The following is a 24,659-nucleotide window of genomic DNA, read 5'->3' as shown; positions in this document are numbered from 1 at the left end:
GGCAGGCTCCTTGAGCGGTACGACAACGGCTACTTGTACAGGAACCCTTACACGCTCGGGCCCTTCACCGCTCGCCCGAGGTCGTGGGTGTGCGGTTACTGGTACTGCGTGGTGACGCTGGCGCCGGTGAAGTCCTGCTGGGCGGCGAGGCTGAAGTAGACCCAGCCGGACGGCGGGTTGTTGATGGTCAGGGTCTCGTTGTTGCCGGCGTTGGTGGACTTCGCCTGGTAGCTGCTGGTGGTGGCCCAGCTGCTGCCGCCGTAGTACAGGTCGGCGTTGCCGGTGCCGCCGCTGCTGGTGATGGTCAGCTGCTTGACGCCGGCCGGCAGGTACAGGAAGTGGAAGCTGTAGTTGCCGGTGGTGGCCGCGAGGTCGTCGCGGCGGCAGTTCTTGTCGAACTGGCGCGGGTCGGCGATGGTGCAGAGCGGCGCGGCCGGGGCCGGGGCCTCCGGCAGGGGGCCGCACTCGTTGGTCGCGCAGGTGGTCTTCAGCCAGGTGGCGAAGCCGGCGTCGTAGCTGGTGCCGATGGTCTGCTTCAGGAAGGTGCGGGCACCGTTCCAGTCACCGGCGCGGTACTTGGTGAGCACGGTCTCGATGTCCGCGCGGTGCTCCTGGAGCATGTAGCGGACCGCCAGCCAGCCCCACCGGTAGACCCGGTTCGAGTTGACGTCGGCGTCCGCCTCCTGGCCGTAGACGGTGTCGAACAGCTCGCTGAGCTTGTAGGTGTTCTTACTGGCCTCGTTGATCGCGGCGGTGTTGCGCTCGTTGCGGTAGCCGTACGAGATGTTCTCGGCGATGCCTTCGACCCACCAGATGGTCGGGGTGGTCTGGCTGGCCTCGAAGTCGCCGTACATGTTGTAGCGGCCGTCGAGGTAGTGGGTGTACTCGTGGTTGAGGTTCCAGATCTGGAAGTCGGGGCGCAGCCAGCTGGCCTCGTGGGCGATGAAGCGGGCCTGGTTGCCGGGCTTGGCCGGGTCGCCCTCCTCGTACATGCCGCCGTTGTCCACGTCGATGTCGTAGAAGGCCCAGGCGTACAGCGAGTACTGGGTGTAGTCGTCGAAGACGACGACCTCCAGGTTGGTGTTCACGTCACCGGGGATCGCGCCCTTGTCGCCGATCACCTTGTGGAAGTAGGCGTCCTGGTTGATCAGGCTGGTGCAGGTGGTGGCCAGCTGCCCGGGGGACATGTCCTGGGCGCGGATCTTCAGCCCCGGGTTGCAGGTCTGCTGGATCGGCAGGATCACCGGGAGCAGACGGTCGTTCAGGTCGCAGATGGCGTAGGCCGCGCAGTTGCCCTTGTCGAACTGGCGGGTGGCCCAGCCCAGGTTCATGGTGATCGGGGCGGTGGGGCCGACGTTCGGGTAGCGGTTGATCAGGTCCTTGAGCAGGGGCCGCAGCCGGTCCTTGAGCTCGGGGACGTCGAGGGCGTAACCGAGGTAGCGGCCGATGTTGCTGACGATGTCCAGGCGGTTCAGCTGGGAGTCGTTGCGGGTGATGAAGCCGGCCCAGGTGTCGAGGATGCCGGGATCGGCCTTGAGGGCGGCCTTCCAGCCCTGGCTGTCGGTCTTGGAGTCGAAGCCGTCCTTGATGACCCACTCGAAGTGGTCCAGGGAGAGGGTCATCAACTGGGGCCAGGTGCCGTTGTAGTTGGCGAGCACCCACTTGGCGACGCCGGCGTACCGGCCGAGCGTGTGGGTCTGGCCGATCACCGTGACGACCTCGTTGAGGGTCTCGCCGTTGGCGTCGGTGACGTCCTTGCTGTGCGGGGCGGCGAAGAAGGCGTCCAGCGCGCCGCGGGCCGCGGTGTCCAGGGTGGCGCCGTAGCTGCCGACCTCGTTCGGGCGGGTCTCCTGCACGTAGTAGCCGGCGCGCAGGAACATCACCAGCTGCCCGATGGACGTGCTGTTGTCGCCCGGGTAGGTGGCGGAGGTGTCGCGCAGCGCGTTGGCGACGGTCACCATCTGGGACTCGCCGAAGGCCTTCCCGGCGTCGGCGCCGGTGAGGTTGAACAGCGGGTAGGCGCAGGGGACGTTCGGCAGTGCCTTGAGCTGCTGGACCAACGCGCTGCCCGTGGCGTTGATCACTCCGGACAGGTTCGGACAGGGCTCCCCGGCGGTGGCCGAGAACTGCTTGGCCGCCTTGGCGGGCTCGCTGACCGGGGCGCCCGGCGCGGTGGCCTCCTCGGCGTGGTCCTGGGCGAAGAGCTTGAAGGGGCTGTTGTTCCTGGCGTCGGGTGACTTGGGGACCGGGATCGACCGCGGCGCCTGCGCGGCGGGTCCGGCGGCGTTCGCGCCGGCCGGGGCCGTGGTGCCGACGGGGGCGGCCTGGCTCTGCGGCGTGAACAGGCCGAGCGCGATGAAGAAGGCCGCGCCGAGCGCGGGGAGTCTACGCGCATTGACCTTTGATATCCGGGAGGGACGCGTCATCTGTGGGGGCCTCCGGGGCCGTTGTGACCGCGTGTTGGGGACGCGGCCTCTCGATGTGTGACATGTAAAATGGCACATGTCGCATAGCGTCGGGAAGGCCCAGGGCGGGATTGCCGTCCGCCGCAACCGAAACGTTGTCAGACCGGGCGGCTCAGGACCTGCTCCTGCCGAGACTCCACCGGCGCCACCGCGTCCCGCTTGAACTCCCCCGAGTGCCTCGCAGCACTCATGAGGACATCCTCTCCGCGGACCCGAAGATCCGCTTCTCGGAAGTGTCCACAAACAGGGGTGAAGCCCGGGCCTGCGCCTGACCCCTCGTCACGGGGCGGTGGTGCCCGCCGGGCCGGCCGACAACAGTCGTGCCGCTGCCCCGCGCGCGGTGCGGGCGGCGTCGGTGTCACCGAGACCGACCCGGGCGCATACGGCTCCATCGGCGAGCATGAGTACCAAGGCGGCGGCACCCTCAGGTACGTCCGTTCCCGCGGCGGCGGCGAGGCCGGTGAGGTAGCGGAGGATCTCCCGCTTGTGGTCCCGGATGGCGACCCGCACGGGGTGGTCGGGGTCGGGGTACTCGGCGGCGACGTTCACCAGGTCGTTGCCTCGGTAGGCGGGATCGGCGAACTCCTCGCCGAGCAGGTCGAGGATGGCGAGGAGCCGGTCGGCCGGCGCCTCGCGGCTCTCGGCGAGCGCGCGCAGCCGCGCGCACCACGCGTCGTTGCGCCGGCGCAAGACCGCCGCCACCAACTCGTCCTTCGACCGGAAGTGCTGGTAGAGCGTCGACTTGGCGACCTCTGCCGCACGCCAGATCTCGTTGATCCCCACCGCACGCACTCCGCAGCGGGTGAACAGATCGGCAGCGGCCTCGACGATCCTGGCACGTGTCGTTTCAGGAGTGGTCATCGGTTGCCTCCGACGGGCGCGGGAATGGGTACAGCTCGACTGCTGTTCGGATCGAACAGACTAGTCGGTTCGATGAGGAGGGCACATGTTCACGATCGACGTGTTCAGCGATCTGATCTGCCCCTGGTGCTACATCGGCGGACGCCGCTTGAAGCGGGCGGTCGACATCGTCGAAGGACGCACCGGCGCCGAGTTCCGGATCCACCACCGCGCGTTCGAGCTGAACCCGACCATGCCCCTGGCAGGGATGGACCGGCGCGCCTACCGGAGCGCGAAGTTCGGCAGCTGGGAACGGTCGCGGCAACTCGACCAGGGCACCGTCCTGGCCGGCCGCAGCGAAGGCACCGCCTTCGACTACGAGAAGATCACCAGGACACCGAACACCCGGGCCGGACACCGCCTGATCGCCCTGGCGCAGCGAGAGGCAGGGCTGGGTGCCGTGATGGCGGACCGGTTGTTCGCCGCCTACTTCGCCGAGGGACGGGACATCGGCGACCCGGCCGTGCTGGCCCGGCTGGGCGAAGACGACGGCCTCGCCGTCGGCGTGGCGCAGCGCCTGGACGACCCGGCACTGGAGAGGGCCGTGCGTGCGGACGAGGAAATCGCCGAGCAACTGGGGCTGCGAGGCGTGCCGCTGTTCATCCTGGGCGAGCGTGCGATCAACGGCGCGGTCGAGATCGAGCGACTCATCGAAGCCCTGGAACGGCGGGCGACCAGGCCACAGGCCGGAGCCGTGTGCGATGAGGGGGCGTGCTCGCAGTGACCGCGACGCCCGACATCACGTCGGTCGGCATCGTGGGTGGGTCGCTCGCAGGCCTGTTCCACGCGGTCGCGCTCACGGAGCTCGGCCTGGACGTCGACGTCTGGGAACGCTCCACGGGCCGCCCCGACGACCGCGGCGCCGGCATCGTGCTGCAACCGGGCGTCGCCTGGTTCCTGCGCGGGTTCTGCGGCGTCGACCCCGACCGCGTCAGCGTCCCCGTCACCCACAGACAGTTCTTCACCGGGGACGGGAACGTCCGGATCGTGCCCATGCGGCAGCAGATGATCTCCTGGGGAACGATCTACAAGGCCCTACGGGACACGCTGCCCGCCGAGCGCTACCACGACGGGCAGCCGGTGACCGCCCTCGTGCCCGGCCCCGCAGGGGCCACCGTCCACGTCGGCGAGGCGGCACGGGCGGTCGACCTGGCGATCATCGCGGACGGATCCGCCTCCCGGCATCGCGGACTCGTCGCACCGGACGGTGCGCCGCGCTACGCCGGCTACGTCGCCTACCGCGGTGTCATCGACGAAGCCGACCTCCCCCAGGAGCTGGTGACGCGCTTCGGCGACCGGTTCAGCTTCTGGGACGGGGAGCGCGGCCAGTTCCTGTGCTACTTCATCCCGGGTGACTTCGGCACGACCGCAACGGGCCACCGCCGGATGAACTGGGTCTGGTACACACGGGCGGACCCGCCCGAACTCGCACGCATCACCACCGACCGAAACGGCACCCGCCACGGACTGTCACTGCCGCCGGGACTGCTCGCACCCCAGGTCCGCACGGACCTTCTGGCCCGCGCACGCTCGACACTGCCACAGCCCCTGCGCTGGCTGGTGGAACACACCACGGAACCCTTCCTGCAGGCGATCCTCGACGCACGCGCCACCAGGATGCGCAACCACCGGATCCTGCTGACCGGGGACGCCGCCTTCGTGGTCCGGCCCCACACCGCCGCCAGTACGGAGAAAGCCGCCGCCGACGCCATCACCCTCCTCCACGCCCTGCAGCAGGCGCCGTCCGCGGACACCGCCCTACAGGCCTGGGAACGGCTCCGCCTCGCGGAGGGAACCGCCATCCACCGCCAGGGAGTCAGCCTCGGGCGCAGGCTGGGCCTCAGCGGCCCGGAGACAACCGCGGGCACCGACGATCGGACCTGGTGGGGCGCGGAGCGGCGCAGTTGACCGTGCACCGGTAGGTAGCCGGTATCGGCCCTTGCCCGGGCGGGTTTCCAGGGACGGAAGACGCAGTACTCCTGAACCGTGCCAGGGTGTTTTCGACAGGGTGAACGGTGAACGGGAGCCACTCGGGCAGGGGGAGTGGGAGCCACGATGCTCCGAGCCCGAGTGGCGCGGCGTGGCGAGCGCCGTCATCGGCGACTCGCCCCACCGCGCGCACCCGGCCCGCATGCCGTTCCCCGGCCACGGCCGGTGCACGCGTTCCCCGACGAGCAACGGCCGGCCGGTGATACCCGAAGGGGCGGATGCGTCAGCGGGTGGCGAGGTCAGCGGGTGGCGAGCACCATCCGGAAACGGGCGGCGCCCGAGAGCATCTTCTGGTACGCCGCAGCGGCCTGGTCCAGCGGCACGACCTCGACCGTCGGGCGGATGCCGTGCAGAGCGCTGAACGCCATGGTGTCCTGCACATCCTGCGCGGTGCCGGACGGATGGCCGCGCACGATCTTGCCGCTCATGAGCAGCTGGACCGGGCTGATTCCCAGCGGGTCGGCGTCCGCGCCGATCACCACCAGCTCGCCCCGGTGTGACAGCCCGTCCACGGTCGCGGTGATGGCGCTGGAGTTGGCAGCGGTGGCCAGGACGACTTTGGCGCCACCGAGGGACTGCAGCGCGTCGGCGACGGTGGTGTCCGCCGTGCTGTCGATGTAGTGGTGAGCGCCGAGCCGCTTGGCGAAGTCGGCCTTGTCGGCTCCGCGGGCGATGGCCACGGTCTCGAAACCCATCGCGGCCGCGTACTGCACCCCCAGGTGGCCGAGGCCGCCGATGCCGAGGACGGCGACCAGGTCGCCCGGCCGGGCGGAGCTGCGCCGCAGCCCGTTGTACGTGGTCACCCCCGCGCACGCCATGGGCGCCGCATCGGTCGCCGCCAGCGCGTCGGGGATCCGGGCCAGGGCATCGGCCGGTGCGATCACCGTCTCGGCGAAGCCCCCGTCGTATGCCCATCCGGGGACCTTGAGGTTCTCGCACACGATGAAGTCGCCCTGTCTGCAGGGCGTGCAGTGGTGGCAGCTGCCGCCGAACCAGCCAACGGCCACTCGGTCGCCGACCTTCCAGTCGGGGTGGTGTCTCAGTTCGCCCAGCGCCTCGATGCGCCCGGCGATCTCATGGCCGGGTACCAGCGGAAACCGGACGCCAGGTAGCCCGGCCTCCACGAAAAGGGCGTCGCTGTGGCAGATCCCGCAGGCGTCCACGGCAACCCGTACGTGGCCGGGGCCCGGCTCCGGTACCTCACGCTCAACGATCTCGAATGGCCCGCCGGCGGTGGCGACCTGTGCAACTCGATATGTACTCATCTGGCTCTCTCCCGGAAGAGCGCGACGGCCCCCTCAATCCAGCAGATCAGCTGCGACCCGATCGCGCGCGCCGAAAGGGGAACGGGCGCGAGCGAGCCCACCGCCATGCCCGACAGGTTGACCTGCGGGCGGAGTGGGCCGGCGAGCACGACGCGGGTCCGGCCTCCTTGAGGCGTCCCATTCCCCGGAGGCCACTCACCTCATCGCGTCGGCAGTTTCAGGCGCCCCGCCGCCGGAGGAGTGAGCAGGCGCCATGTATCACTCAGAAGGATCAATCGAAAGTCAATTCTCGCGTCTTGTAAATAATATGACTATTTGTCAGTTCTTCAAATCCTTGCTCTGCCACCCGTTCGGCCCCCCAGCGGCGACCCTTCCATATGCCCGATATGACCGCCGTCCGTACGTTCAAATCACGCGTCGGCGGCTCAACCGGCCGCTCAAGGACCAGGAGAAGTTCCATGCAGATCACCCGCACCACCGTCATCACCGCGGCCGTAAGCTCCGCCGCGGCCCTGGCCGTGACCGGCCTCACTTACGCCTCGGGCGCCCCCCAGTCGACGACCCAGGCGGCCCCGGCCGTCCAGCAGGCAGCCCCGGCCGTCCCGCAGGCGGCCCCGGTCGTTCAGCAGGCAGTTCCGGCCGTTCAGCGGGAGGCCGCTCCCGCACAGGCGTCCTTCGTCAACGAGAGTGAGGGCAGGGGTGACGAAGGCAGGGGCGGCGAGGGCAGGGGCGGCGAGGGCCGGGGTGGCGAAGGCCGGGGCGGCGAAGGCAGGGGCGGCGAGGGTAGAGGCGGCGAGGGCAGGGGCGGCGAGGGCAGGGGCGGCGAGGGCAAGGGGCACCGGGGGCACCGTGAGGAGGGCCGGATCCACATCAACGAGCGGACGTACTCCGCTCGCTGGGACGGCTGCATCACTGTGGTCAGTGGCCTGGGCGCCAGGAGCCTGAACATCCGCAACGAAAGCCACCGGACCGTCGAGGTCTTCCGCGGGGCGGTCTGTGACGGCGGCGCTGCCATCGCCACCGTCGGGCCCCGCAGCTCCAGCGACGGTGTGGACCCGCGTTGCACCGAGGGCGTCTTCGTCGAGAACGGAGTGGTGGCCAGCTTCCGGGTCGTCCGGGGTCACGAGGGCGGCCGCGAGCGTGGCCGCGAGGGCGGCTACGAGGGTGGCTACGAGGGCGGCTACGAGGACTACTGATCCAGGCCTTCTTCAGGAGGCCTGAATCGCAGCCCTCGGATACCCCGATGGGGTCGGGAACGCGCTCGGTCCAGACCTTTCTCCGTGAGCGGCAAGAGCCTGGTCCAGCGTCGCGATACGGTGGTCTGAATCCTCGTGACCGTCCACTTCGTCGGAGTCGGCCCGGGCGCCGCCGGCCCGTGAGGCCGAAACACCGCCGGAGAGCTGGATCACGCCGCGATCGGCGTTGTGCCGCCTCCCGGACGCCCTCGCCCGGCTCTTGCCGGGCGGGGCCTCCGGGAGGCCCGCACCTTCCGGGGGCGCCGTCGCAGGACTACCTCCGGCGACCGGTCCGCTCCTCAAGATCAACTCAAATGAACAGTGTGAGCGGTCGACTGGCTCAAGGCGGCCCGGTCGCCTCACCACATCGGACTCATTCATCCGGGCCGAAGGAGTGGTGATTCGTCCAGGTGCCCCCGCAGGTCAGCGCACCGGCATCGACATGTAGACCGCACGCCGCCCGTAGGACGCGGGGACGGCCACCTCCCGGTGTGCGCGGTAGCCGATGAGCCGCAGCAGGATGTCCGCCCCGCGCACCGCGACCATCGAGATCCGCTCGAAGCCCAGCTCCTCCGCCCGCGCCCGGAAGTACCGCATGAACCCCAGCGCGACGTCCCGGCCGCGCAGGTCCTCGGCGATCACCAGGTCGTGCACGTGCAGGTTGCCCGACTCGAACACGGCGTCCTCCGCCTGGGCGAGGTCCGGGCAGCGCAGCGGCGGGTACGGCAGGCTCAGCAGGTAGCCGCGGACCGTGCCGCGTTGCTCCAGCACGAAGCAGGTCTCCGGCGAGCCGAGGGCGCGGGACTGCAGTGCCTCCCGGCCCTCCGACAGGCCGTCGGCCGCGTAGGCGTCGTGTTCCAGCGCGACCACGGCGTCCCAGTCGTTGTCGGTCAGCTGCCGTATCAGGATGTCCTCGTTCACCCGGCCGCCCCGTCCACGCCGGGGCGGAGTCCCTCGGCGCGGGCGGCGGCCGCCATCCCCGCCCAGGCGTCGATCAGCACCGCCCAGCGCTCGGCGTCCTCCTGGGCCTCGTCCAGGAGCTGCTGCCGCTGTCCGGCCACCACGTCCGCGAGCTCGGCGTACTTGCCGCCCAGCTTGCGGTAGGAGCGGTCCAGGACGTCCAGGCAGTGCTCGTTTCCGGCCCGGTCCCAGTCGACGCTGCCCCGCACCAGGTCGAGGATCGGCTCGACCTTCAGCCCGTGCCGCTCGTCCAGCAGCCCGCGGCCGAGGTCGATCATTCCGCCGTAGACCGGGTAGAGGTACAGCATCGAGAGCAGGAACTTGACGAACCGCATCTGGTAGGAGATGAAGCCGGCGCCGATGCGGCGCTCGGGCGTGTAGTAGTTGACGATGTGGCGGTTGTGGACGACGCCGGGCAGCCGGGCGTGGACCATGGCGTGCAGCAGGGCGTAGTCGCAGCCGATGGTCTCGATCGAGGGCAGCAGCGGCAGCACCTCGTAGGCCCGGTGGTCCAGGGCGATATTGCACATGTAGACGTCCCAGATGTCGGGCACGCCGAGGACGGATTCGTCGGTGCTGAACGGCTCGGAGCCGGTTCCCTTGAAGGAGACGTCCACCATCGCGTCCCTCTCCTCCTCCGACCACACCGGCGGGGTCCACAGGCGCACCAAGTCGCGGTAGACGGCCGGGTCCATCTCGTGGATCTCGCCTATGTCCACGTTGAGTTCGCCGATGAAGGAGCCGCTGACCAGCATCACCGGCTTGTCCGCGTCGGCCGGGTCGAGCTCGGAGCGGGACACGCCGGCCACCGCGTCGCCGGCCGGCCGGCCGATCGAGAGCAGCTCGTGGTGGATCGGGAAGATCTTCTGACCGTCGACGACCTGGAAGTCGGCGTCGTCGTTGCGCAGGTGCGCCGAGGTGCAGCCCAGGGCGGCCGCGCCCAGGAAGAGCCGGTTGACGCAGGAACCGTACGCGACGGCCTGCGGGAGCATCAGGTCGAGCAGCAGCTCGGGGTCGGCGGCGCCGGAGCGCTCGGCCACCCGGCGCAGGAACTCCCGCTGCTGCGCCTCGCCGAGGTGGTGGACGAAGACGCCGGGAGTGGGGGCCAGTGAGGCCACGGCGTCCGCGTTCTTCGCGAATTCGGCGGCGTCGGTGGTGTCGAGGACGAGGAGGTGCACCTCGACCCCGAAGTTCGCGACGGCGTAGGCCGCCTCCTCGGCGAGGTCCACGATGGTGCCGGGGCAGGAACGCATGGTGGGCAGGGCGAGGCAGACTCGTTGCATGGTGTGGGATTCTCCGTCTGATCGTCAGATTCGTTACAGCAGTTGCCAGTTGAGTGCAGGATGGTGCACTGGACGGCGGCTCTGGCCGGCCCGTCGTGCCACCATGGACCAGGCCGCTTGTGATGTCAGAGATCCACAGCGGGGCCCGGCGGGGGTGGAATGCGCCCCCTCCGCACGATCGGCCGCAGACTCTTCCACCCTCGCCGAGGTCGGGGCAGGCCGCCTCCGCCAGAGGTCCCCGGGCCCGGATCGGGTGGGCGCATTCTTCGGCGTCGGCCTGGGCCTCGTCGGGCAGGCGCTCCCGCGGCGGCGCCGGATGGCCGGCGAACCCGGCGTACTTGCCGCCCGGTTTGCGGTAGACGCGTCGAGGGCGTCGAGTCGGCGGACGTTCCGCGCCCGGTCGCCGCCGATGCCCGTCGTCTCGCCGTAGACGGGGTGGAAGTAGAGCATCGAGAACGGGAGCCTCGTCAACCGCACCTGGTGGGCGATGAAGCCGCTACCTGAACGGCGCCTCGGTGTGCAGTAGTTGACGATGGGTCGATTGTGCGCGACGCCGGTCAGGGCGGCATCGAGGACGACGTACGGGAGGAAGTGGTCGCTGCCGACGGTCTCGGTGGCCGGTGGCGGCGGCACGCGCTCGTACACGTTCGGTGCGGGGAGAAGCTCGCCGACGGTCTTGGCGTGGTCGGTGAAGGTGGTGTCGTCCGAGGAGTCCAGGGGCAGGAGGCGGACCTCCACGCCGAAGTTCCCCGCCGCGTATACGGCCTCCTTGCCCATGGCCGCGATCGAGGCGGGACGGGCCCGGCTGGTCGGCAGGGCCAAGCAGGTTCTGCGCATGCGGGCGTCTCCAATCGATCGTCAGATCCATGTGCCCGTCCGGGGACCAAGGCACGGCAATGCCACATGGCTCACTCAAGGCCGCGGTGAAGTAGTTGAGTCAAGGGAGTCGATGAGTCCCGAGCGGTGTCAGTGCCGGGTCGCGCGGCTCCGCCGGACTCATGTGGACGACCTTGCTTCACCAAGGTGGACTAGACCAACTTTGGTGTCAACGGGATGCTTTCAGGGATCGGGCGGCGCACGCCGACACTGCCCGATCGGGCAAGCGCCCCTGCCCTCGCACGGACTTCGGCAGGGCTCGCCGGGCGGGGTCCGAGGATGCGGTCCGCGCATCGGTGGTGCGCGGCGACCGAGGGCAATGCGCGGATCGGCTCGCGTGCAGGGGGGCTACAGCTCCCGCAAGATCCGCACCTACCTGCGGTGACTCGGGCACAGGGTAGGACGCAGCACCCCATCAGCGCCCGTGGAGAGCGTCAGTCACGACCGTTCATGATCGCGGTTCCGGTGACGCTCCGTGGCTCCGGCACGGAAAATGATCCAGAACCCGTTCTGAGCCGTTGCCGACAGACGTCTGCAGCGTAGAAATCGGATCGTTCCGATCACGGCCGGGCGAGCTGTCCCGATACCTGATGAGGAGGCGGTGCGCTTGGGGTTATTCCCGGTCGAGCGCGCCGATGGCGTGCGCCGCGTGGTCGATCTGCCGCTGCTCCGCCTGAAGAACTCCGTGGCGTGCGGCGGCGGTCAGGCGTCGACGTACGTATCGGGTCATCGCGTCGCTGTCACGTCCTACGCGGACGACGGTGGCCGTGTCCGCTACGGCGCCCAGAGCGTCCAGGAGATACCGGTCGTCGGGCTGCGACAGGTCAGGGCCTTCATGCGGTGACCGGCGGGTCCCCACGATGACGCGGGTCATCGGCAGTGCGGCGAGCCGGCGCAGGATCCGGTCTGCTGTCGCCAGAGGTGAGTACGCTTCGTCGAGGGCGTCCACCAGCAGCGTGAACGGCTGGCCGCGTCCGCGCATGCCGTTGATCAACCAGTCGCTCTGAACGTTCAGTTCCTCACTGGCGGGCGGGGTCTCAAGTCCGGCCGCTCGGGCGATCCGTGCCACCAGGTCCCGAGGAGTGGCGCCGGTGAGGTGGACAACGGCGTGGAACGGGTCGCACGGCTGGGGCGAGGCGGCCGGGAGCGGGGTCAGCTGGCCGGCCGCTTCAAGGACTCGCCGCAGTTCGGGCTGGGTGTGTACGAGAATGTGTCCGAGCAGTGCGGACTTGCCCGAGCCCGCTGCTCCGGTGATCACGAGCAGGCCCCTGTGCACAGTGTCGAGCCAGGTAAGAATCTGGTGGCGTTCTTCTTGCCGACCCTCGAAGTACCAGGCTTGTTCGCCGAGTTCGGCACCGCTGGCTTTGGGGACGAAGTGGCGTCGTTCGTCGTCGGAAAGCTTGTCCAGGACGGTTTCGATCTCGGCCAGCTGGTCCAGCGACGTCTGAGTGAGCACGGGCACTCTGCGGTGGAGCATGGCACGGCCCGGAACGGTTTTCACCTCCACCGGACATCCGTCGAGGTTCCGGCGGAGCTCTGTGGCAAGGTGCCACAGGTCGATGCTGTCGTCGGCACGGAAGGTCACGGTGAGGACCGTGGACAGGACCTTGCGGAACGTACCCAGGTTCGCGGTACCTTGCCCGGACGTGGCCACCAGCAGGAAGTTGCGCGCGCCGGCGGGGTCCCGGTTCACGTCCGCACTCATCAGCTCGACGAATCGGGCGGATTTGCAGGCGTCGATGATGACGATCGCCCATCCGTCTTTTCCCTTACGATGCGCCTCGCGGGCGGTCAGGTAGCTCACCAGCTGTTGCGGGGTGATGCCGCTCGTGGCGAGGGGGCGGGGGCTGAGGGCATGAGCGAGCAGTGCCCTTTGGTCCCCGTCGCTCTCCCCGTGCCCGGTCCAGTACAGGATGGTGTCCCCGGCGTTCTGCGGCTCGGACCACTCCCGCAGCCGCCCGTCGACCGCGTCCAAGCCCCGGTCGATCTCCTCGACTTCCCAGTCACGGGTCTCGGCGCCGAACGGTGCGAGCAGTTCAGCGATGCCGGCGACCTCGGTCTTGGTGTCGAGCGGGGGGTGATCGCGGTACTGGCCGATGGCGACCGGGAAGAATTGCAGCGGTCTTTCGGCGTTCCCGCCGATGGCGGCATTCATGCTGCGGTGTTCCACGGTGCGCGTCAGCTGTCGTCCGGCTCGGCCGCCAGGACGAGCTGGGTGACCGGGGCATTGCCTCCGCTCTCGACCCGCAGCCGGTACAGCCCCGGCGCGGGCAGGGTCACCCGAGCGCCGATCGTATCGTCCTGCCAGCCGAAACGGGGCGTGGCAATCCGCCGGTCGGTCTCGGCGTCGTGGACGCTACAGGTGACGCCCGCGTGCGTGTCCGTACCCGTCAGCCGCACGTTCCAGCCGGCCCCGGCTTCTACGGCATCCGGCACATCGAGACCGATCTGACTCTCGCCCATGGGCGGACCGAGAGGCTCGTCCGGAGAGGTGATCACATTCCGCACGTGACGGATGACGTCACTGTCCCTGGACATCGGACCGTGCTGCAGCGGGAGATGGGTGACCGCAGGACCGCCGAGGGAACCGGAGTCGCGATACACGGTCCCGTCCCCCGCTAGGTCAACGCGTTGCGGCACACCAACGGCGTCACGAACCAGTTGACCGTCGGAGTGCGTCCGGAAAGTAACGTACTGCGCGTGGACCACCCCCTCCTTCAACCTCATGCTCTGCACGGTCGGCTGAGCCACTCCGACGACGGCCCGGTGGCCGGGCAGTGAGCGTCCGTTGAGGCGCATCCACTGCTGGAACTCCTGCGACCGGGCGGCGAGCTCCCTGTCGCCGCCGAGTGCCTCGATATCGCTCGGGGTGAGGCGGCGTACCTCCCGGCTGTCGTCGACGCACCGGAAGCCCGGGAGCAGGTCATGTATACCGGGCAGCGTGGTTGCCAGTGCCTGCATGCGGCGCCGGAGAAGCGCGCCCGGCCCCCGCGCGGCGCGACCGCCTTTGCCGCGGTGACCGTTGAGTATCACGGCAGCTTTGACCGCGCCGTGGAAGGGAGTGCCGAGGGTGATGACCGCGCGGGTGTCCGGTTCAAGATCAGGGGTGTGAGTCAACGCAGCACGGGTCACCAGGCCGCCCATGGAGTGAGCGACGAAGACCAGCTGGGCCGGGCGTTCGTCGGCCCGAAGCCGCCGGATCCGGTCGTGGGCCGGATGCGCACGCCATGCGCTGAGGTGGCGGCGGGCGGCCTCGGCGAGGAGCGCCGCGTTGACGCCGACCGGCAGTCTCCAGTCGTAGGCGAACGCCAGTACCGCCTTGGGATGTGCGACGACCTCACCCACACCGCGCACCAGATCGGTATACGGCTCGAAACCCTGCAGAAACGGTGCCCAACCAACCCGCTCCAGCAGCCCAGTAGCCCGCACCCGGCCGAACCGGCCGTCCTGTTCGTCGGGCGTGAGGTGCAGGGGAAGCATCCCATCGGGTCCTAGCCAGGTATCCGCCATTGACTTGACGCCCAAGCCCCAAATCCGAGCACCTGTCACCGTGTCCTGCAGCGTGCTGCCCATGATCCCGGGAACCACGATCACGGCATCCTGGCTCGTGTCGCGGCCGACGGGCGGAACCGCCCACAGCTCGTCGGATGCGCTGTGGGAGCCGGGTGGCAACTGTCGCGTCATGCCCCAAGACAATAGCCAACCATGCAAGGGAAGTTGGTGAGTTGCGCCGGTTGCCCATCGCTGTATCGGCGCAACCGACTCCCTGCTGGGGCTGCGGCGAACGAGGCCCGATAGAAGGCACCGGCCAGCACGGTGTTGTGGTTGCGTACTCGGCTCACTGGCCTGGGTGCGCGGCTTGGGCGGGACCGAGTGCTTGGCCGGGTTGTGGCGCAGCTGCCAGGAGCGGACCGCAGCGTTCAGCGCGTTGCGCGGGGTGGCCACGACCCGGTAGACGGTGACGCGCCCCGGCTGGTTTTCTGCTGGACGGTGACCCAGTCGTCGATCTGCCTCGGGCGCAGGTCCAGGATTCGGCAGCGGCCGAAGGCCGGGATCAGGTCCCGCTCGACACAGTCCTCGTACCTGGCACAGGCGTTCGGCGCGAGCACCTTCTTCTTCGCCGCCAGCCACTCCCGCAGGCAACTCGTCACGGGGGTACGACTGACTTCATACACCCCGCGGCTCACCATCGACGAGGTCGACCGGGGAAGACATGTTCAAGACGGCACGCCGCTTTCAGAGCACGCTTCGCGGGTGGTGAGTAGGCGGCCTCGATCAGCCTGCGGCGATCTGGGCGGCCAGAGGCCTGCGGCCCCGGCTGTGGTCGCCGACTGCAACGGATGCTGACGGGCCGCCGGATTGGCGCTGCGCGCGTCGGTCCCGGCCGGGCTGCTGATCAAGGACGGGCAGCCCGGCTTCCTGATTGTGGTCAGGACTTGAGGTCGTAGGCCACGGTGACGGGGGCGTGGTCGGACCAGCGTTCGGCGTGCGTGTCGGCGCGCTCGACGTAGGCCTCGACCGCCTTGGCGGCGAGGCCGGGGGTGGCGACCTGGAGGTCGATGCGCCAGCCGGAGTCGTTGTCGAAGGCACGGCCGCGGTAGGACCACCAGGAGTACGGGCCGGTGCGGTCGGGGTGGAGGGCGCGGACCACGTCGACGTAGCCGGCCTCGTCGTAGACCCGGCTGAGCCAGGCGCGTTCCTCGGGGAGGAAGCCGGCCGACTTCTGGTTGGCCTTCCAGTTCTTCAGGTCCTCGGGGCGGTGGGCGATGTTCCAGTCGCCGCAGACCACGACCTCGCGGCCGGCGGCGGCCGCCCGGGTGCGCAGCTTGCCGAGGTGGACCAGGAACTCCGCCATGAAGCGTTCCTTCTCCTCCTGGCGTTCGGTGCCGACCTCGCCGGAGGGGAGGTAGAGGCTGGCGACGGTCAGTCCTGGCAGGTCGATTTCGGCATACCTGCCCGAATTGTTGAATTCCGCCGACTCGAAGCCGATCGCCGTACGCTCCGGCTCCCGCCGTGACAGCACCGCCACTCCGGCCCGGCCCTTGGCGGCGGCCGGCGCCCACAGCGCGTGCCAGCCGTCCAGGTCGCGCAGTTCGGCGGGCAGTTGCCCGGGCTCGGAGCGCACTTCCTGCAGGCAGACCACGTCCGCCTCGGTGGCCGACAGCCACTCGGTGAAGCCCTTCTTGGCCGCCGCCCGGATTCCGTTCACATTCACACTCGTCACCACGATCACCCGAGCAGCCTATCGAGCGCCACGGCCCCGTCCGACGACCGACGCGTCGGATGTGGAGCTGTCGTGAACGCGGCATGAATCTGCGCGACAACGGCACCAACCCGGCCATTGGTCTTGACCATCTCCGGACGCAGCCCCTAGGGTCGCTTACTGCAAGGACCTTTAATAAAGAAGGACGGATAAAGCCCGCTCTCCCACCTGCCGCAACAGCGGACAGCGGGTCGGGTCCGCCCTCCTGCGGCAGGGCGAAAGAATCAGGGTGGAGGACACGGTGGGGACGACAGGGCAGCTCACGGCAGTTCCGGAACCGAAGTACTGGCACCTGCGCACGGTGCTGCTCCGCGCCATCGGCACGGAGTTCTCCACCGGCCAGGTCCTTCCCAACGAGCGTGAGCTCTCCGCCCGCTTCGGCGTGGCCCGGGCCACCTTGCGCCAGGCGCTCGACCAGCTGGAGCTGGAGGGCCGGCTGGTCCGCCGCCGCGGCATCGGCACCCTGATCGCCGCCCCCCGGGTCGGCGTCCCGGTCAACCGGCACGAGGAGGGCTGGCCCGGCACCGCCCGCAGCCAGGCCTGGCGCAGCGTGGACTGCACCACCGCCCCCGCCTCCGCCCAGCTCGCCAGGAGCCTGGGTATCGCCGAGGGCGCCACCGTGCACACCGTCCGCCGGGTGCGCATCGTCCAGGGCCAGAACATGGCCACCGAGTCGCTGCACGTCCCCGCCGCCGTGCTGCCGCACCTGCCCGGTTTCCGTGCCGAGAGCGACCGCGCCCGCTCGGTGCTGCGCCAGCTGGAGCGCCTGGAGGTGGACGGCGAGTCCCGCTCGGTCGAGCTCGGCGTCGCCGAGGCCGAGCAGGCCGCCCTGCTGGAGCGCCCGCCGGGCTCGCCGGTCCTGGTGATGACCACCCAGTACGCCTCGGCCGGCCGACTGGTGGCGCTCGCGGTCTCCACCTACCGCGCCGACACCTGCAAGCTGACCTTCGGCGAGACCGGCCTCGTCGAGGTCACCCCCGTCGGTGCGACCGCCGAGGTCCGCACCGCTTCCTGAACCACTTTTCCGAACACCCTCAGGCCCAGGCCCGGACGCTCCTCGAGCGCCCGGGCCTGGGCCGTTTGTGCGGGCGAAGGCGCCGGGACGACAATGGCCGCGGGGAGAGGGGGTGGTGATGAGCCGACTTGACGACCTGTGGGCCGAGGGTTGGGCACCGGCCTGGGAGGGGTTGTTCCGGGCGGACGGGCGGTCGAGGGACGCCGACGTCGCAGGCCCGGACCTGGACGGCTTCGAACTCGGCGAGGAGGTCGACCTGGAGGAGCTGATGGAGGAAGACTCCGAAGCCCTGACCTCGGTCAGTGTCTTCGTCGAGGCTGTGTTGCCGGACGGCTCGGGCTCCCTCTGCGGTGGAGGGGGGTCGCACGGGTCGGAGGGCCTCTTCGCCCGGTTCGATGTGGACCGGAAGCTGGTCTGGCTGCTGCACCTCGGCGAGTCCAACGAGTTCGTCCGGATCACCGTCGACTGGCCGATGGCGAGCTTCACCAACAATCTGGGCAACTCGATCACCATCGACCTCACCGGCCCCGACTATGCGGTGGGCCGCTGATCAGCTCCGGCCGCCGCCGCTGCTGGGCGGGTCCACGGCGAAGAGCTGTTCCTCGACGTGGTCCAGGCCCACCCGGAGGGCGCCCATGGCGACCACCTCGGAGCCCAGGGCGGCCAGGGCCACCTCGGGGGCGCGCAGGGTGAACTGGGCGAGGCGTTCGCGCAGGGGCTCCAGGACGCCGTCCAGACCGGCGGCCCAGCCGCCGACCACCACCAGCTGCGGGTCGATCGCCAGCACCAGGGCCGCGACGCTCTGCACCAGCCTGGTCAGGAAGCGGTCCATCGCGACCTGCGCGACCTCGTCGCCCTCCCGGGCCAGCCGCAGCACCCGGGCGACGGCCGCCTCGTCCAGCGGGTTGAGCGGCTTGCCGGTGGTGGAGAGCAGTCGTTCGGGCGTGACCTCCTGTCCGAGCAGGTGCAGCGCGCCGATCTCGCCCGCGGCGCCGCCGAAACCGCGGTGCAGCTTGCCGTTGATCAGCGAGCCGGCACCCGGGCTCAGCCCGGCCATCACGAAGACGACGTCGCCCATGCCGACCGCGGCGCCCTGCCAGTGCTCGGCGATGGCGGCCAGGTTGGCGTCGTTCTCGATGAGGACCGGGCAGCGGAACGAGCGGCGCAGCCGCGCGCCCAGGTCCAGGCCGGTCCAGCCCGGCATCGCGGTGCCCAGCCGGACGGTGCCGTCCCGGTCGAGGATGCCCGGGGTGCCGACACCGACGGCCCACAGGTTGTCCCGGGAGATCCCGGCCTTGCGCAGCACCTCGGCGACCACGCTGCGGACGGCGGTCAGCCGGTCCTCCGCCTCCAGGGTCTCGTCGACGGGTCTGAAATGGCTGCCCACCACCTCGCCGGTGAGGTCGGCGAGGATGACGCGGATGTCGTGGACACCGATCTCGATGCCGAGGATGTGCCCGGCCTCGGCGCGGAACCGGAACCAGCGGGCCGGCCGCCCCCGGCGGCCGCCGCCGGGCTGGCCGCCGTTCTGCGGCTGGTCGACCTCGGCCACCAGGCCGGTCTCGACCAGTCCCTCGATCACTCCCTCCACCGTCGGCCGGGACAGTCCGGTGTCCCCGACCAGCTGAGTGAGGGTCACCGCGTGGCCGGTCCGCAACGCCCGGAGCGTGACCGCCGCGTTGATCCGTCGCAGCAGTGAGGAGTCTCCTCCGGTGAGCCGATCCGCCAAGACGATGCCCTTCGCCGTGCGCGCGACAGCCCTGGCGCGCGTTGTCGAGTGCGCGGTGACCACCCTGATGGCCCGCGTGAGTCCGCCGCCCGGAACGCGGGCACGACAGCGCTGGGCCGCCTGCGCCAGGGCCGGAGGGCATGTGCCGGATGCTACCCGGGCCCGGGCCGGGTGGGCGAGCATCTTCGCAGCTCACCCGGGCTTCGGTATCGAAATGGTACGCATCGGGTGGCAGCGCGTAATCCAGCTTTCAACCAGGACCAGGCCCACCGGGAGGCGGGCGGCACCCGGGCAGGACCCGGGCGGGTGAGCCCCGCGGCGCGTGGGCGGGACGCCGGGGCCATCATGGGACGGGGCGGACAGGAAAGGGCTGTGCGATGGAGCTGTTCCCGCCGATTCCGCTGGCCGAGTGGCAGGACACCAAGGAGACCTTGCACCGCTTCGCGCAAGTGGTGGGCAAGATCCGGCTGGCCGCCAGTGTGCGCCGCAACCACTGGTGGAACGTACCGTTCCATCTGACCGGCCGGGGGCTCACCACCCGGCCGACCGGGCGGGCCGACGGCGGCCCGGTCTTCACGCTCGACTTCGACTTCGTCGGCCACCGGCTGGTGGCCACCGCGCCGGACGGGCGGGAGGTGTCCTTCCCGCTGCCGGGCCAGTCCGTGGCCTCGTTCCACCGGAACACGCTGGCGGCCCTCGACGCGCTGGGCGCCCGGGTGGAGATCGCGCGGCCCCGGCCCTTCGGCCTGCCCGACGCGGGCCGGCCGTTCGCCGAGGACACCGAGCACGCGACGTACGACCCGACGCACGCCAACCGCTACTGGCGGGTGCTCAGCCAGGTGGCGCTGGTCCTGGAGGAGTTCGCGGCGGGCTTCTCCGGGAAGTCCAGCCCGGTGCACCACTTCTGGCACACCTTCGACGTCGCCCACACCCGGTTCTCCGAGCGCCACGTCGAGCCGCCGCCGCAGGCCGACCCGGTGACCCGTGAGGCGTACTCGCGGGAGGTGATCAGCTTCGGGTTCTGGTTCGGGGACGACAGCTTCGCCGAGCCCGCCTTCTACGCGTACACCGCGCCCGAGCCGTCCGGGCTGGACGCCGAGCCGCTCAGCCCCCCGGCCGCCCGCTGGGTACCGCGCAACGGCAGCCATCTGGCCGTCCTGAGCTACGAGGACGCCCGCGCCGAACGCGATCCGAGGGCGGCGGTGCTCGCCTTCTACGAGAGCGCGTACCAGGCCGGGGCCCGCCGCGCGGGCTGGGACGTCGCCGCCCTGGCCTGCCCGGGCGGGATCACCGACCCGCGTCCGCCGGCCCCGGGGTGCTGAGGCCCGGCGGGACGGCTACCGGGTGCTGCGGCCGGCCCCGCCGAGCAGAGCGGCGGCGGCCACCGCCGTCAGCACACCGCCGACCAGCACGCCGCGCCGGGAGCCGCAGGACAGCACCGACCACCGGGACCGGGCGGACAGCAGCGAGCCGAGGCTGAGCCAGGACCCGGCCGACAGCAGGGAGAGCGCCGAACCGACGGAGCCGACCGACAGCACGCTGCCGACCGAGCCCACCGACAGGACGGACCCGACCGATCCGATCGAGAGGGTCGAGCCGACCGAACCGATCGAGAGGGTCGAGCCGACCGAACCGATCGAGAGGGCCGAGCCGACCGAACCGATCGAGAGGGCCGAGCCGATCGAACCGATCGACAGCAAGGAGTCCGTGGCGCACGGCGCCGACGAGGTTCCGGAGCAGGCGGCGAACGCGGAGAGCTCGGAGAGCTTGGGGAGTTGCGGCATGGGGTCGATCCTAGGGCGTGTCTGACGATTCCCGCCGGGTGCCCGAGCGGGAGGCGGGCTCCGGGAGCTGGCACTCCGTCACCTCGGGCGGTCCGGCGAGGTCCTATGCTGCGGGCATGCCGAACGAGATCCGCACCCTCCAGCCAGGCACGACCCTGGCGTCGGACAGCGGCTTCGTGCGACGGGAGACCGGTCTGACGGCCGTTCCCTTCGTTCCCGAGGTCCGTCTGCACATGGCCGACGACGCCATCGCCCTCTGGGAGACGACGGAGGCTGCGCGAGGTGAGATCGGCCTGCCGCCGCCGTTCTGGGCGTTCGCGTGGGCCGGCGGCGTGGCCGTCGCCCGGTATGTCCTGGACCATCCCGAATCGGTGGCCGGGAAGACGGTGCTCGACCTCGCGGCGGGGTCCGGTCTGGTCGGCATCGCGGCCGCGATGCGCGGCGCGACGGCCGTCCGGGCCGCCGAGATCGACGCCTACGCGGTGGCCGCCATCGGGATCAACGCCGAGGCGAACGGCGTCCGGATCGACGCGGCGGTCGAGGACCTCCTCGACGGTGACGGCGGCCCGGCCGAGGTGGTCCTCGCGGGGGACGTCTTCTACGAGCGGGCGATGGCCGCGCGCTTCCTTCCGTTCCTGGAACGGGCCCGGGCCAGGGGCGCCCGCGTCATCGTCGGCGACCCGGGCCGGGCGTACCTCCCGCGCGACCGCTTCACCGCCCTGGCCGCCTACGACGTACCGGTCGTCGCGGACCTGGAGGACGCCGACCTCAAGACCACGACCGTCTGGCAGCTCGCCCCGGTGTGATGCCCGCGCGCCTGACGCCCTCGCGGGGGTGAGGGCCGGGCTCAGGGCAGGAGGGAACGGGCGACGCGGAATCCCACGTCGTCGACCCGGAAGGTGGGGTGGCTGCGGCGCCGCACGGAGGCCCGGCAGCTCCAGTGCTCGTCGAACCAGCCGCCGCCGCGCAGCACCCGGTAGGCGCCGTAGACCTCGGCGTCGTAGACGTCCCAGCACCAGTCCCAGGCGTTGCCGAGCATGTCGTGGAAGCCCCACGGGTTGGGCCGCTTGCCGCCCACGTCGTGGATCCGCTCGTCCGAGTTGCCGCGGTACCAGGCGATGTCGTCGAGCGGCCCGTAGCGCGGTCCCGCCGTACCGGCGCGGCAGGCGTGCTCCCATTCGGCCTCGGTCGGCAGCCGGTAGCCGTCGGCGGACGCGTCCCATTCGACAACGTCACCGCTGCCGTCGCTCTCGCCGCCCCCGCCGTCGGGGCCCAGGAGGTAGGCGGGCGTCAGCGCGTCGCGCCGGGACAGGGCGTTGCAGAACCGGAGCGCGTCCCACCAGGAGACACCCTCGACGGGCAGCCGGTCGCCCCGGGCGGTGCCCGGCCGCAGGCCGGTGATCTCGGCGTACCGGGCCTGGGTGACCTGGACCGCCGAGAGCTCGTAGGGTGCGAGGTCGACGCTCCAACTGCGTTCCGTCCGCCGGTCGGACAGTGTCACCCGCCCCGGTGGGACGGAGATCATCTCGGCTTCTGCGCGCGCGCTCATGAGCAGGTGATCCTATCGGGTCGGCTGGACCCCGGCTCCGTCCGGAGCGGTCAGGCCGAGGCGCCGATCGGGACCGCGTGGGGACGCAACCACTCGGCGAGAGCGGTGAAGTCGGCGTCGGTGAGGCCCCGGTGGGGGTCGACGCGGTGGAGCTGCGATGCACTCGTTCGCGTCGTCGAACCACCCTGAAGGACACGCATGCAAAAGACATTCCGACATAGACCCCTACGCCGAGTAGTCCACTCAACCACCCTGAGTGACCTGAACCCGCCCCCGCCCCTTCCCCGCACTGGATGGGGGTGGGGGCGGACGCAGACCGCTCAGGAGTGTGCGTGCTCGATCGCCTCGAAGATGTCCGCATCGGTCTCTCGCTGCCAGGAAGGCAAGTCACTCCAGTCGGCGACGTAGCCCGGCTTCGGGTTCTCGATGTGCTTGTGGATTTGAGCAATCCAGCACGTCGCGACGAACCGGCCCTTCTGCTCCCGGGTGAGCTTTGACGTATTCCCACCGCTCACGCTGATGAATTCGCGGACCTGGCCGTAAACGGCGGCGGCGCACTCGCGTTCCCACTCCGGTGTCGCGTCCCATGGGGCAACGTAGCCGGCCTTTGGTTCGCCCGGGTAGTGCTTTGTGACGCCCGCGATCCAGGCTTCGCGGAAAATTCGCCCCTCGGACGACATGCATCGCTCCTTTGGTCAGGCGGCGCTGTCGAGCGCCGAAATCTGCTGGTGTAGCGCTGAGGCCCGGCCATCGGCCATGAGCGGGACAAGGCGGCTCTTCACGCCCTCCAGCTTCCTCCCGATGTAGCCCGATCCGGTCTGGCTGGCCAGCTCCAAAGCAGCGCGAGTGTAGTGACTCGCCTGTTCAAGATCGCAGCGCTCGGCACCAAGAGCCGCCAACTCCGCGAGTACCGCCCCCTGGCGGCGCAGTGAGAGCTGCTGCGAGAGCGCGGATGTCAGCGCTTGCTCTGCCAAATCCGGGCGGCCGAGTGCGAGATAGCATGTCCCCCGCTCCTCATCGAGGCGTGAACCATCGAACCGAAGCCAGCCATCATTGTGAAGCTGCCCGGACAGGCCATGTACCTTCTCGGCGTCGTCAAGCGCGCGCTTAGTCGCATCAAGGTCGCCGAGGCCGGCGTGTACCTCTGCTTGGACCGCCGCCACCCAGTATCGGGTCGAGAGTTGACTGTCACCTCGTTCTGCTACCTGAGACGCCGCTGACAGAATCGGAGCCGCTACGGCAAAACGGCGCTCATAGAGCTCTGCAAAAGCATGCCTCGTCAACGCACAAGCCCACATGTCGAAAGCTCCTGCTTCTTTGCTGGCGCTGGCGGCCAGTGTGTAGCAGTGCGCAGCATCGGTGTATCTGTTGGCGTCGAAGAAGATCTCACCAGCGAGCTGATACAGGTCTCCCGCCAGTGCACAGAGCTGCTGGCGCGAGGCATCGTTTTGGCTCTCCCCCAGCCCCTTGGCCAGGAGACCCAGTTGGTGCCGAACCATCGGGTACACGGCCTGCTTGGAATCGGAGAGGCCGAACACCTTCCAGAGGCACGTGTTCAATTCAGGCCCGGTTTCTGCCAGGGACGCAGCCGTTCCGGGGCGAGACGAGGGCTTGTCGGAGCCCGGCAGGGCAATGAGCGCACCGGTCACGGCGAGCAGGCTCAAAACATCGCGGCGCTTCATGTCGTCAGTATCACCAGAAGGAGGAGCAGCGGCGTAGGCCACCGAACGGTCAGGAACTCTCACCTCTGGTGCGAGGAGGTCCGCCAGCCCTTCAGGGGTGACCTTGAGGACCTTTGCCATCTTGGGGTGCACGTACCCGTGGGGGTCGGTCGCGCCGGCCTCCCAACGGGTAACCGTGGAGACTGCCACCCCCAGCTCGTTGGCGAACGACTCCTGACTGTAGCCCAGCGCCTTACGGCGCTCCGCGAGACGCTTCCTCCTCGAAGCCACAGGCGCCTCCGCTCAGATCGAAAGGCCCGAGGCCAGGCCGGACAGTGCGTTGATTATGCCTGATAGGTGCTCACCTTCTGCTCTGGTTCGGGACAACTCCTCGGCCGTTCACTGGATGCAGCTACTTCGAGCGGCGAAGGAGGACAGAGCGATGGCGAGGCGTACCACCCACGGGTGTACCGCGAAGTCATGACGGACCCCGCAAAGGCGGAGCGGGTCAACCCCCTGGTCGGCTGGAATCCGCTGGACGACTGACCCCAGGGCGAGGAGTACGCCGAGGACAGGACCGAGGGCTACTTACTGATCGTTTCAGAATGAGGTTCGGAGCTTTCGCAGGCAGATGATGCTGCAGGCGAGTTGGAGCAGGCCGAGGTGGAGGTCGGCGCGTATCTCG

Annotated in this window: 23 protein-coding genes; 7 read left to right on the top strand and 16 right to left on the bottom strand. The window is 69.9% G+C overall.

Translation table 11 applies throughout. The features are described from left to right. Positions 1-95: 95 nt before the first annotated feature. A complete protein-coding gene (locus AB0P06_RS27455; protein WP_363611842.1) occupies positions 96-2,426 on the bottom strand; it encodes a collagenase in 2,331 nt (776 codons plus the stop codon). A gap of 318 nt (positions 2,427-2,744) precedes the next feature. Next, a complete protein-coding gene (locus AB0P06_RS27450; protein WP_363611840.1) occupies positions 2,745-3,326 on the bottom strand; it encodes a TetR/AcrR family transcriptional regulator in 582 nt (193 codons plus the stop codon). 85 nt (positions 3,327-3,411) lie between these two features. Between AB0P06_RS27450 and AB0P06_RS27445 the strand changes: the two genes are divergently transcribed. Next, positions 3,412-4,089: a DsbA family oxidoreductase gene (locus tag AB0P06_RS27445; RefSeq protein ID WP_363611838.1), complete on the top strand. Its 678-nt coding sequence runs from the start codon at positions 3,412-3,414 to the stop codon at positions 4,087-4,089. Next, entirely contained in the window at positions 4,077-5,273 is a 1,197-nt protein-coding gene (locus tag AB0P06_RS27440; protein WP_363611836.1) for a hypothetical protein, read from the top strand. The genes AB0P06_RS27445 and AB0P06_RS27440 overlap by 13 nt, the downstream gene beginning before the upstream one ends. 320 nt (positions 5,274-5,593) lie before the next feature. Here AB0P06_RS27440 and AB0P06_RS27435 read toward each other — a convergent pair whose 3' ends face one another. Together AB0P06_RS27435 and AB0P06_RS27430 are read right to left on the bottom strand one after the other, a co-directional pair. Further along, complete coding sequence (locus AB0P06_RS27435) at positions 5,594-6,619, bottom strand: alcohol dehydrogenase (RefSeq protein WP_363611834.1); 1,026 nt, start codon at positions 6,617-6,619, stop codon at positions 5,594-5,596. A gap of 271 nt (positions 6,620-6,890) precedes the next feature. Then, positions 6,891-7,079 (bottom strand): hypothetical protein, encoded by a 189-nt coding sequence (locus AB0P06_RS27430; RefSeq protein WP_363611832.1) that lies wholly within the window; start codon positions 7,077-7,079, stop codon positions 6,891-6,893. On the opposite strand from AB0P06_RS27430, the gene AB0P06_RS27425 reads away from it, so the two are divergent. Next, complete coding sequence (locus AB0P06_RS27425) at positions 7,078-7,815, top strand: hypothetical protein (RefSeq protein ID WP_363611830.1); 738 nt, start codon at positions 7,078-7,080, stop codon at positions 7,813-7,815. The two genes, AB0P06_RS27430 and AB0P06_RS27425, sit on opposite strands and share 2 nt — an antisense overlap. A 462-nt stretch (positions 7,816-8,277) precedes the next feature. On the opposite strand, the gene AB0P06_RS27420 is transcribed toward AB0P06_RS27425, so the two are convergent. From AB0P06_RS27420 to AB0P06_RS27390, 7 genes are all read right to left on the bottom strand, one after another. Beyond that, positions 8,278-8,775 (bottom strand): GNAT family N-acetyltransferase, encoded by a 498-nt coding sequence (locus AB0P06_RS27420; protein WP_363611828.1) that lies wholly within the window; start codon positions 8,773-8,775, stop codon positions 8,278-8,280. Next, entirely contained in the window at positions 8,772-10,097 is a 1,326-nt protein-coding gene (locus tag AB0P06_RS27415; protein ID WP_363611826.1) for a DUF6271 family protein, read from the bottom strand. The genes AB0P06_RS27420 and AB0P06_RS27415 overlap by 4 nt, the downstream gene beginning before the upstream one ends. A 33-nt stretch (positions 10,098-10,130) precedes the next feature. Beyond that, positions 10,131-10,934 (bottom strand): DUF6271 family protein, encoded by an 804-nt coding sequence (locus tag AB0P06_RS27410; RefSeq protein WP_363611824.1) that lies wholly within the window; start codon positions 10,932-10,934, stop codon positions 10,131-10,133. Positions 10,935-11,586: 652 nt separating this feature from the next. Further along, positions 11,587-13,128: an ATP-binding protein gene (locus AB0P06_RS27405; RefSeq protein ID WP_363611822.1), complete on the bottom strand. Its 1,542-nt coding sequence runs from the start codon at positions 13,126-13,128 to the stop codon at positions 11,587-11,589. Positions 13,129-13,151: 23 nt separating this feature from the next. Next, complete coding sequence (locus AB0P06_RS27400; RefSeq protein WP_363611820.1) at positions 13,152-14,657, bottom strand: hypothetical protein; 1,506 nt, start codon at positions 14,655-14,657, stop codon at positions 13,152-13,154. A gap of 236 nt (positions 14,658-14,893) precedes the next feature. Beyond that, entirely contained in the window at positions 14,894-15,124 is a 231-nt protein-coding gene (locus AB0P06_RS27395) for a hypothetical protein (protein WP_363611818.1), read from the bottom strand. A gap of 278 nt (positions 15,125-15,402) precedes the next feature. Beyond that, on the bottom strand, positions 15,403-16,206 hold the full coding sequence (locus tag AB0P06_RS27390; protein WP_363611816.1) for an exodeoxyribonuclease III: 804 nt from the start codon (positions 16,204-16,206) through the stop codon (positions 15,403-15,405). A 271-nt stretch (positions 16,207-16,477) separates the two neighbouring features. Between AB0P06_RS27390 and AB0P06_RS27385 the strand changes: the two genes are divergently transcribed. After that, complete coding sequence (locus tag AB0P06_RS27385) at positions 16,478-17,251, top strand: GntR family transcriptional regulator (protein WP_363611897.1); 774 nt, start codon at positions 16,478-16,480, stop codon at positions 17,249-17,251. A gap of 118 nt (positions 17,252-17,369) precedes the next feature. Next, positions 17,370-17,801 (top strand): hypothetical protein, encoded by a 432-nt coding sequence (locus AB0P06_RS27380; RefSeq protein ID WP_363611814.1) that lies wholly within the window; start codon positions 17,370-17,372, stop codon positions 17,799-17,801. Here the strand turns inward: AB0P06_RS27380 and AB0P06_RS27375 are convergent, their stop codons facing one another. Then, a complete protein-coding gene (locus AB0P06_RS27375) occupies positions 17,802-18,980 on the bottom strand; it encodes an ROK family protein (RefSeq protein WP_363611812.1) in 1,179 nt (392 codons plus the stop codon). Between the two features lie 377 nt (positions 18,981-19,357). On the opposite strand from AB0P06_RS27375, the gene AB0P06_RS27370 reads away from it, so the two are divergent. Continuing rightward, positions 19,358-20,302, top strand: a complete 945-nt coding sequence (locus tag AB0P06_RS27370) for a DUF5996 family protein (RefSeq protein WP_363611810.1) — start codon at positions 19,358-19,360, stop codon at positions 20,300-20,302. A 15-nt stretch (positions 20,303-20,317) separates the two neighbouring features. Here the strand turns inward: AB0P06_RS27370 and AB0P06_RS27365 are convergent, their stop codons facing one another. Continuing rightward, positions 20,318-20,644, bottom strand: coding sequence for a hypothetical protein (locus AB0P06_RS27365; protein WP_363611895.1), 327 nt, complete (start codon positions 20,642-20,644; stop codon positions 20,318-20,320). 236 nt (positions 20,645-20,880) lie between these two features. On the opposite strand from AB0P06_RS27365, the gene AB0P06_RS27360 reads away from it, so the two are divergent. Further along, positions 20,881-21,570 carry a 50S ribosomal protein L11 methyltransferase gene (locus tag AB0P06_RS27360; protein WP_363611808.1) on the top strand — a complete coding sequence of 230 codons (690 nt, stop codon included), beginning with the start codon at positions 20,881-20,883 and terminating at the stop codon, positions 21,568-21,570. A gap of 41 nt (positions 21,571-21,611) precedes the next feature. Here the strand turns inward: AB0P06_RS27360 and AB0P06_RS27355 are convergent, their stop codons facing one another. The 3 genes from AB0P06_RS27355 to AB0P06_RS27345 all read right to left on the bottom strand — a co-directional run bounded on the left by AB0P06_RS27355 (position 21,612) and on the right by AB0P06_RS27345 (position 24,265). After that, positions 21,612-22,313, bottom strand: coding sequence for an SUMF1/EgtB/PvdO family nonheme iron enzyme (locus tag AB0P06_RS27355; protein ID WP_363611806.1), 702 nt, complete (start codon positions 22,311-22,313; stop codon positions 21,612-21,614). A 320-nt stretch (positions 22,314-22,633) separates the two neighbouring features. Further along, positions 22,634-22,993, bottom strand: a complete 360-nt coding sequence (locus AB0P06_RS27350; RefSeq protein ID WP_363611804.1) for a hypothetical protein — start codon at positions 22,991-22,993, stop codon at positions 22,634-22,636. 15 nt (positions 22,994-23,008) lie between these two features. Further along, the gene (locus AB0P06_RS27345; RefSeq protein ID WP_363611802.1) at positions 23,009-24,265 is read right to left on the bottom strand and encodes a helix-turn-helix transcriptional regulator; all 1,257 of its coding nucleotides are present in this window, start codon (positions 24,263-24,265) and stop codon (positions 23,009-23,011) included. Positions 24,266-24,659: the final 394 nt, after the last annotated feature.

Source organism: Kitasatospora sp. NPDC088351 (assembly GCF_040685575.1).
GTDB lineage: Bacteria > Actinomycetota > Actinomycetes > Streptomycetales > Streptomycetaceae > Kitasatospora.
The sequence above is the reverse complement of the archived record's forward strand: the minus strand, read 5'-3'. Positions and strand labels throughout refer to the sequence as shown.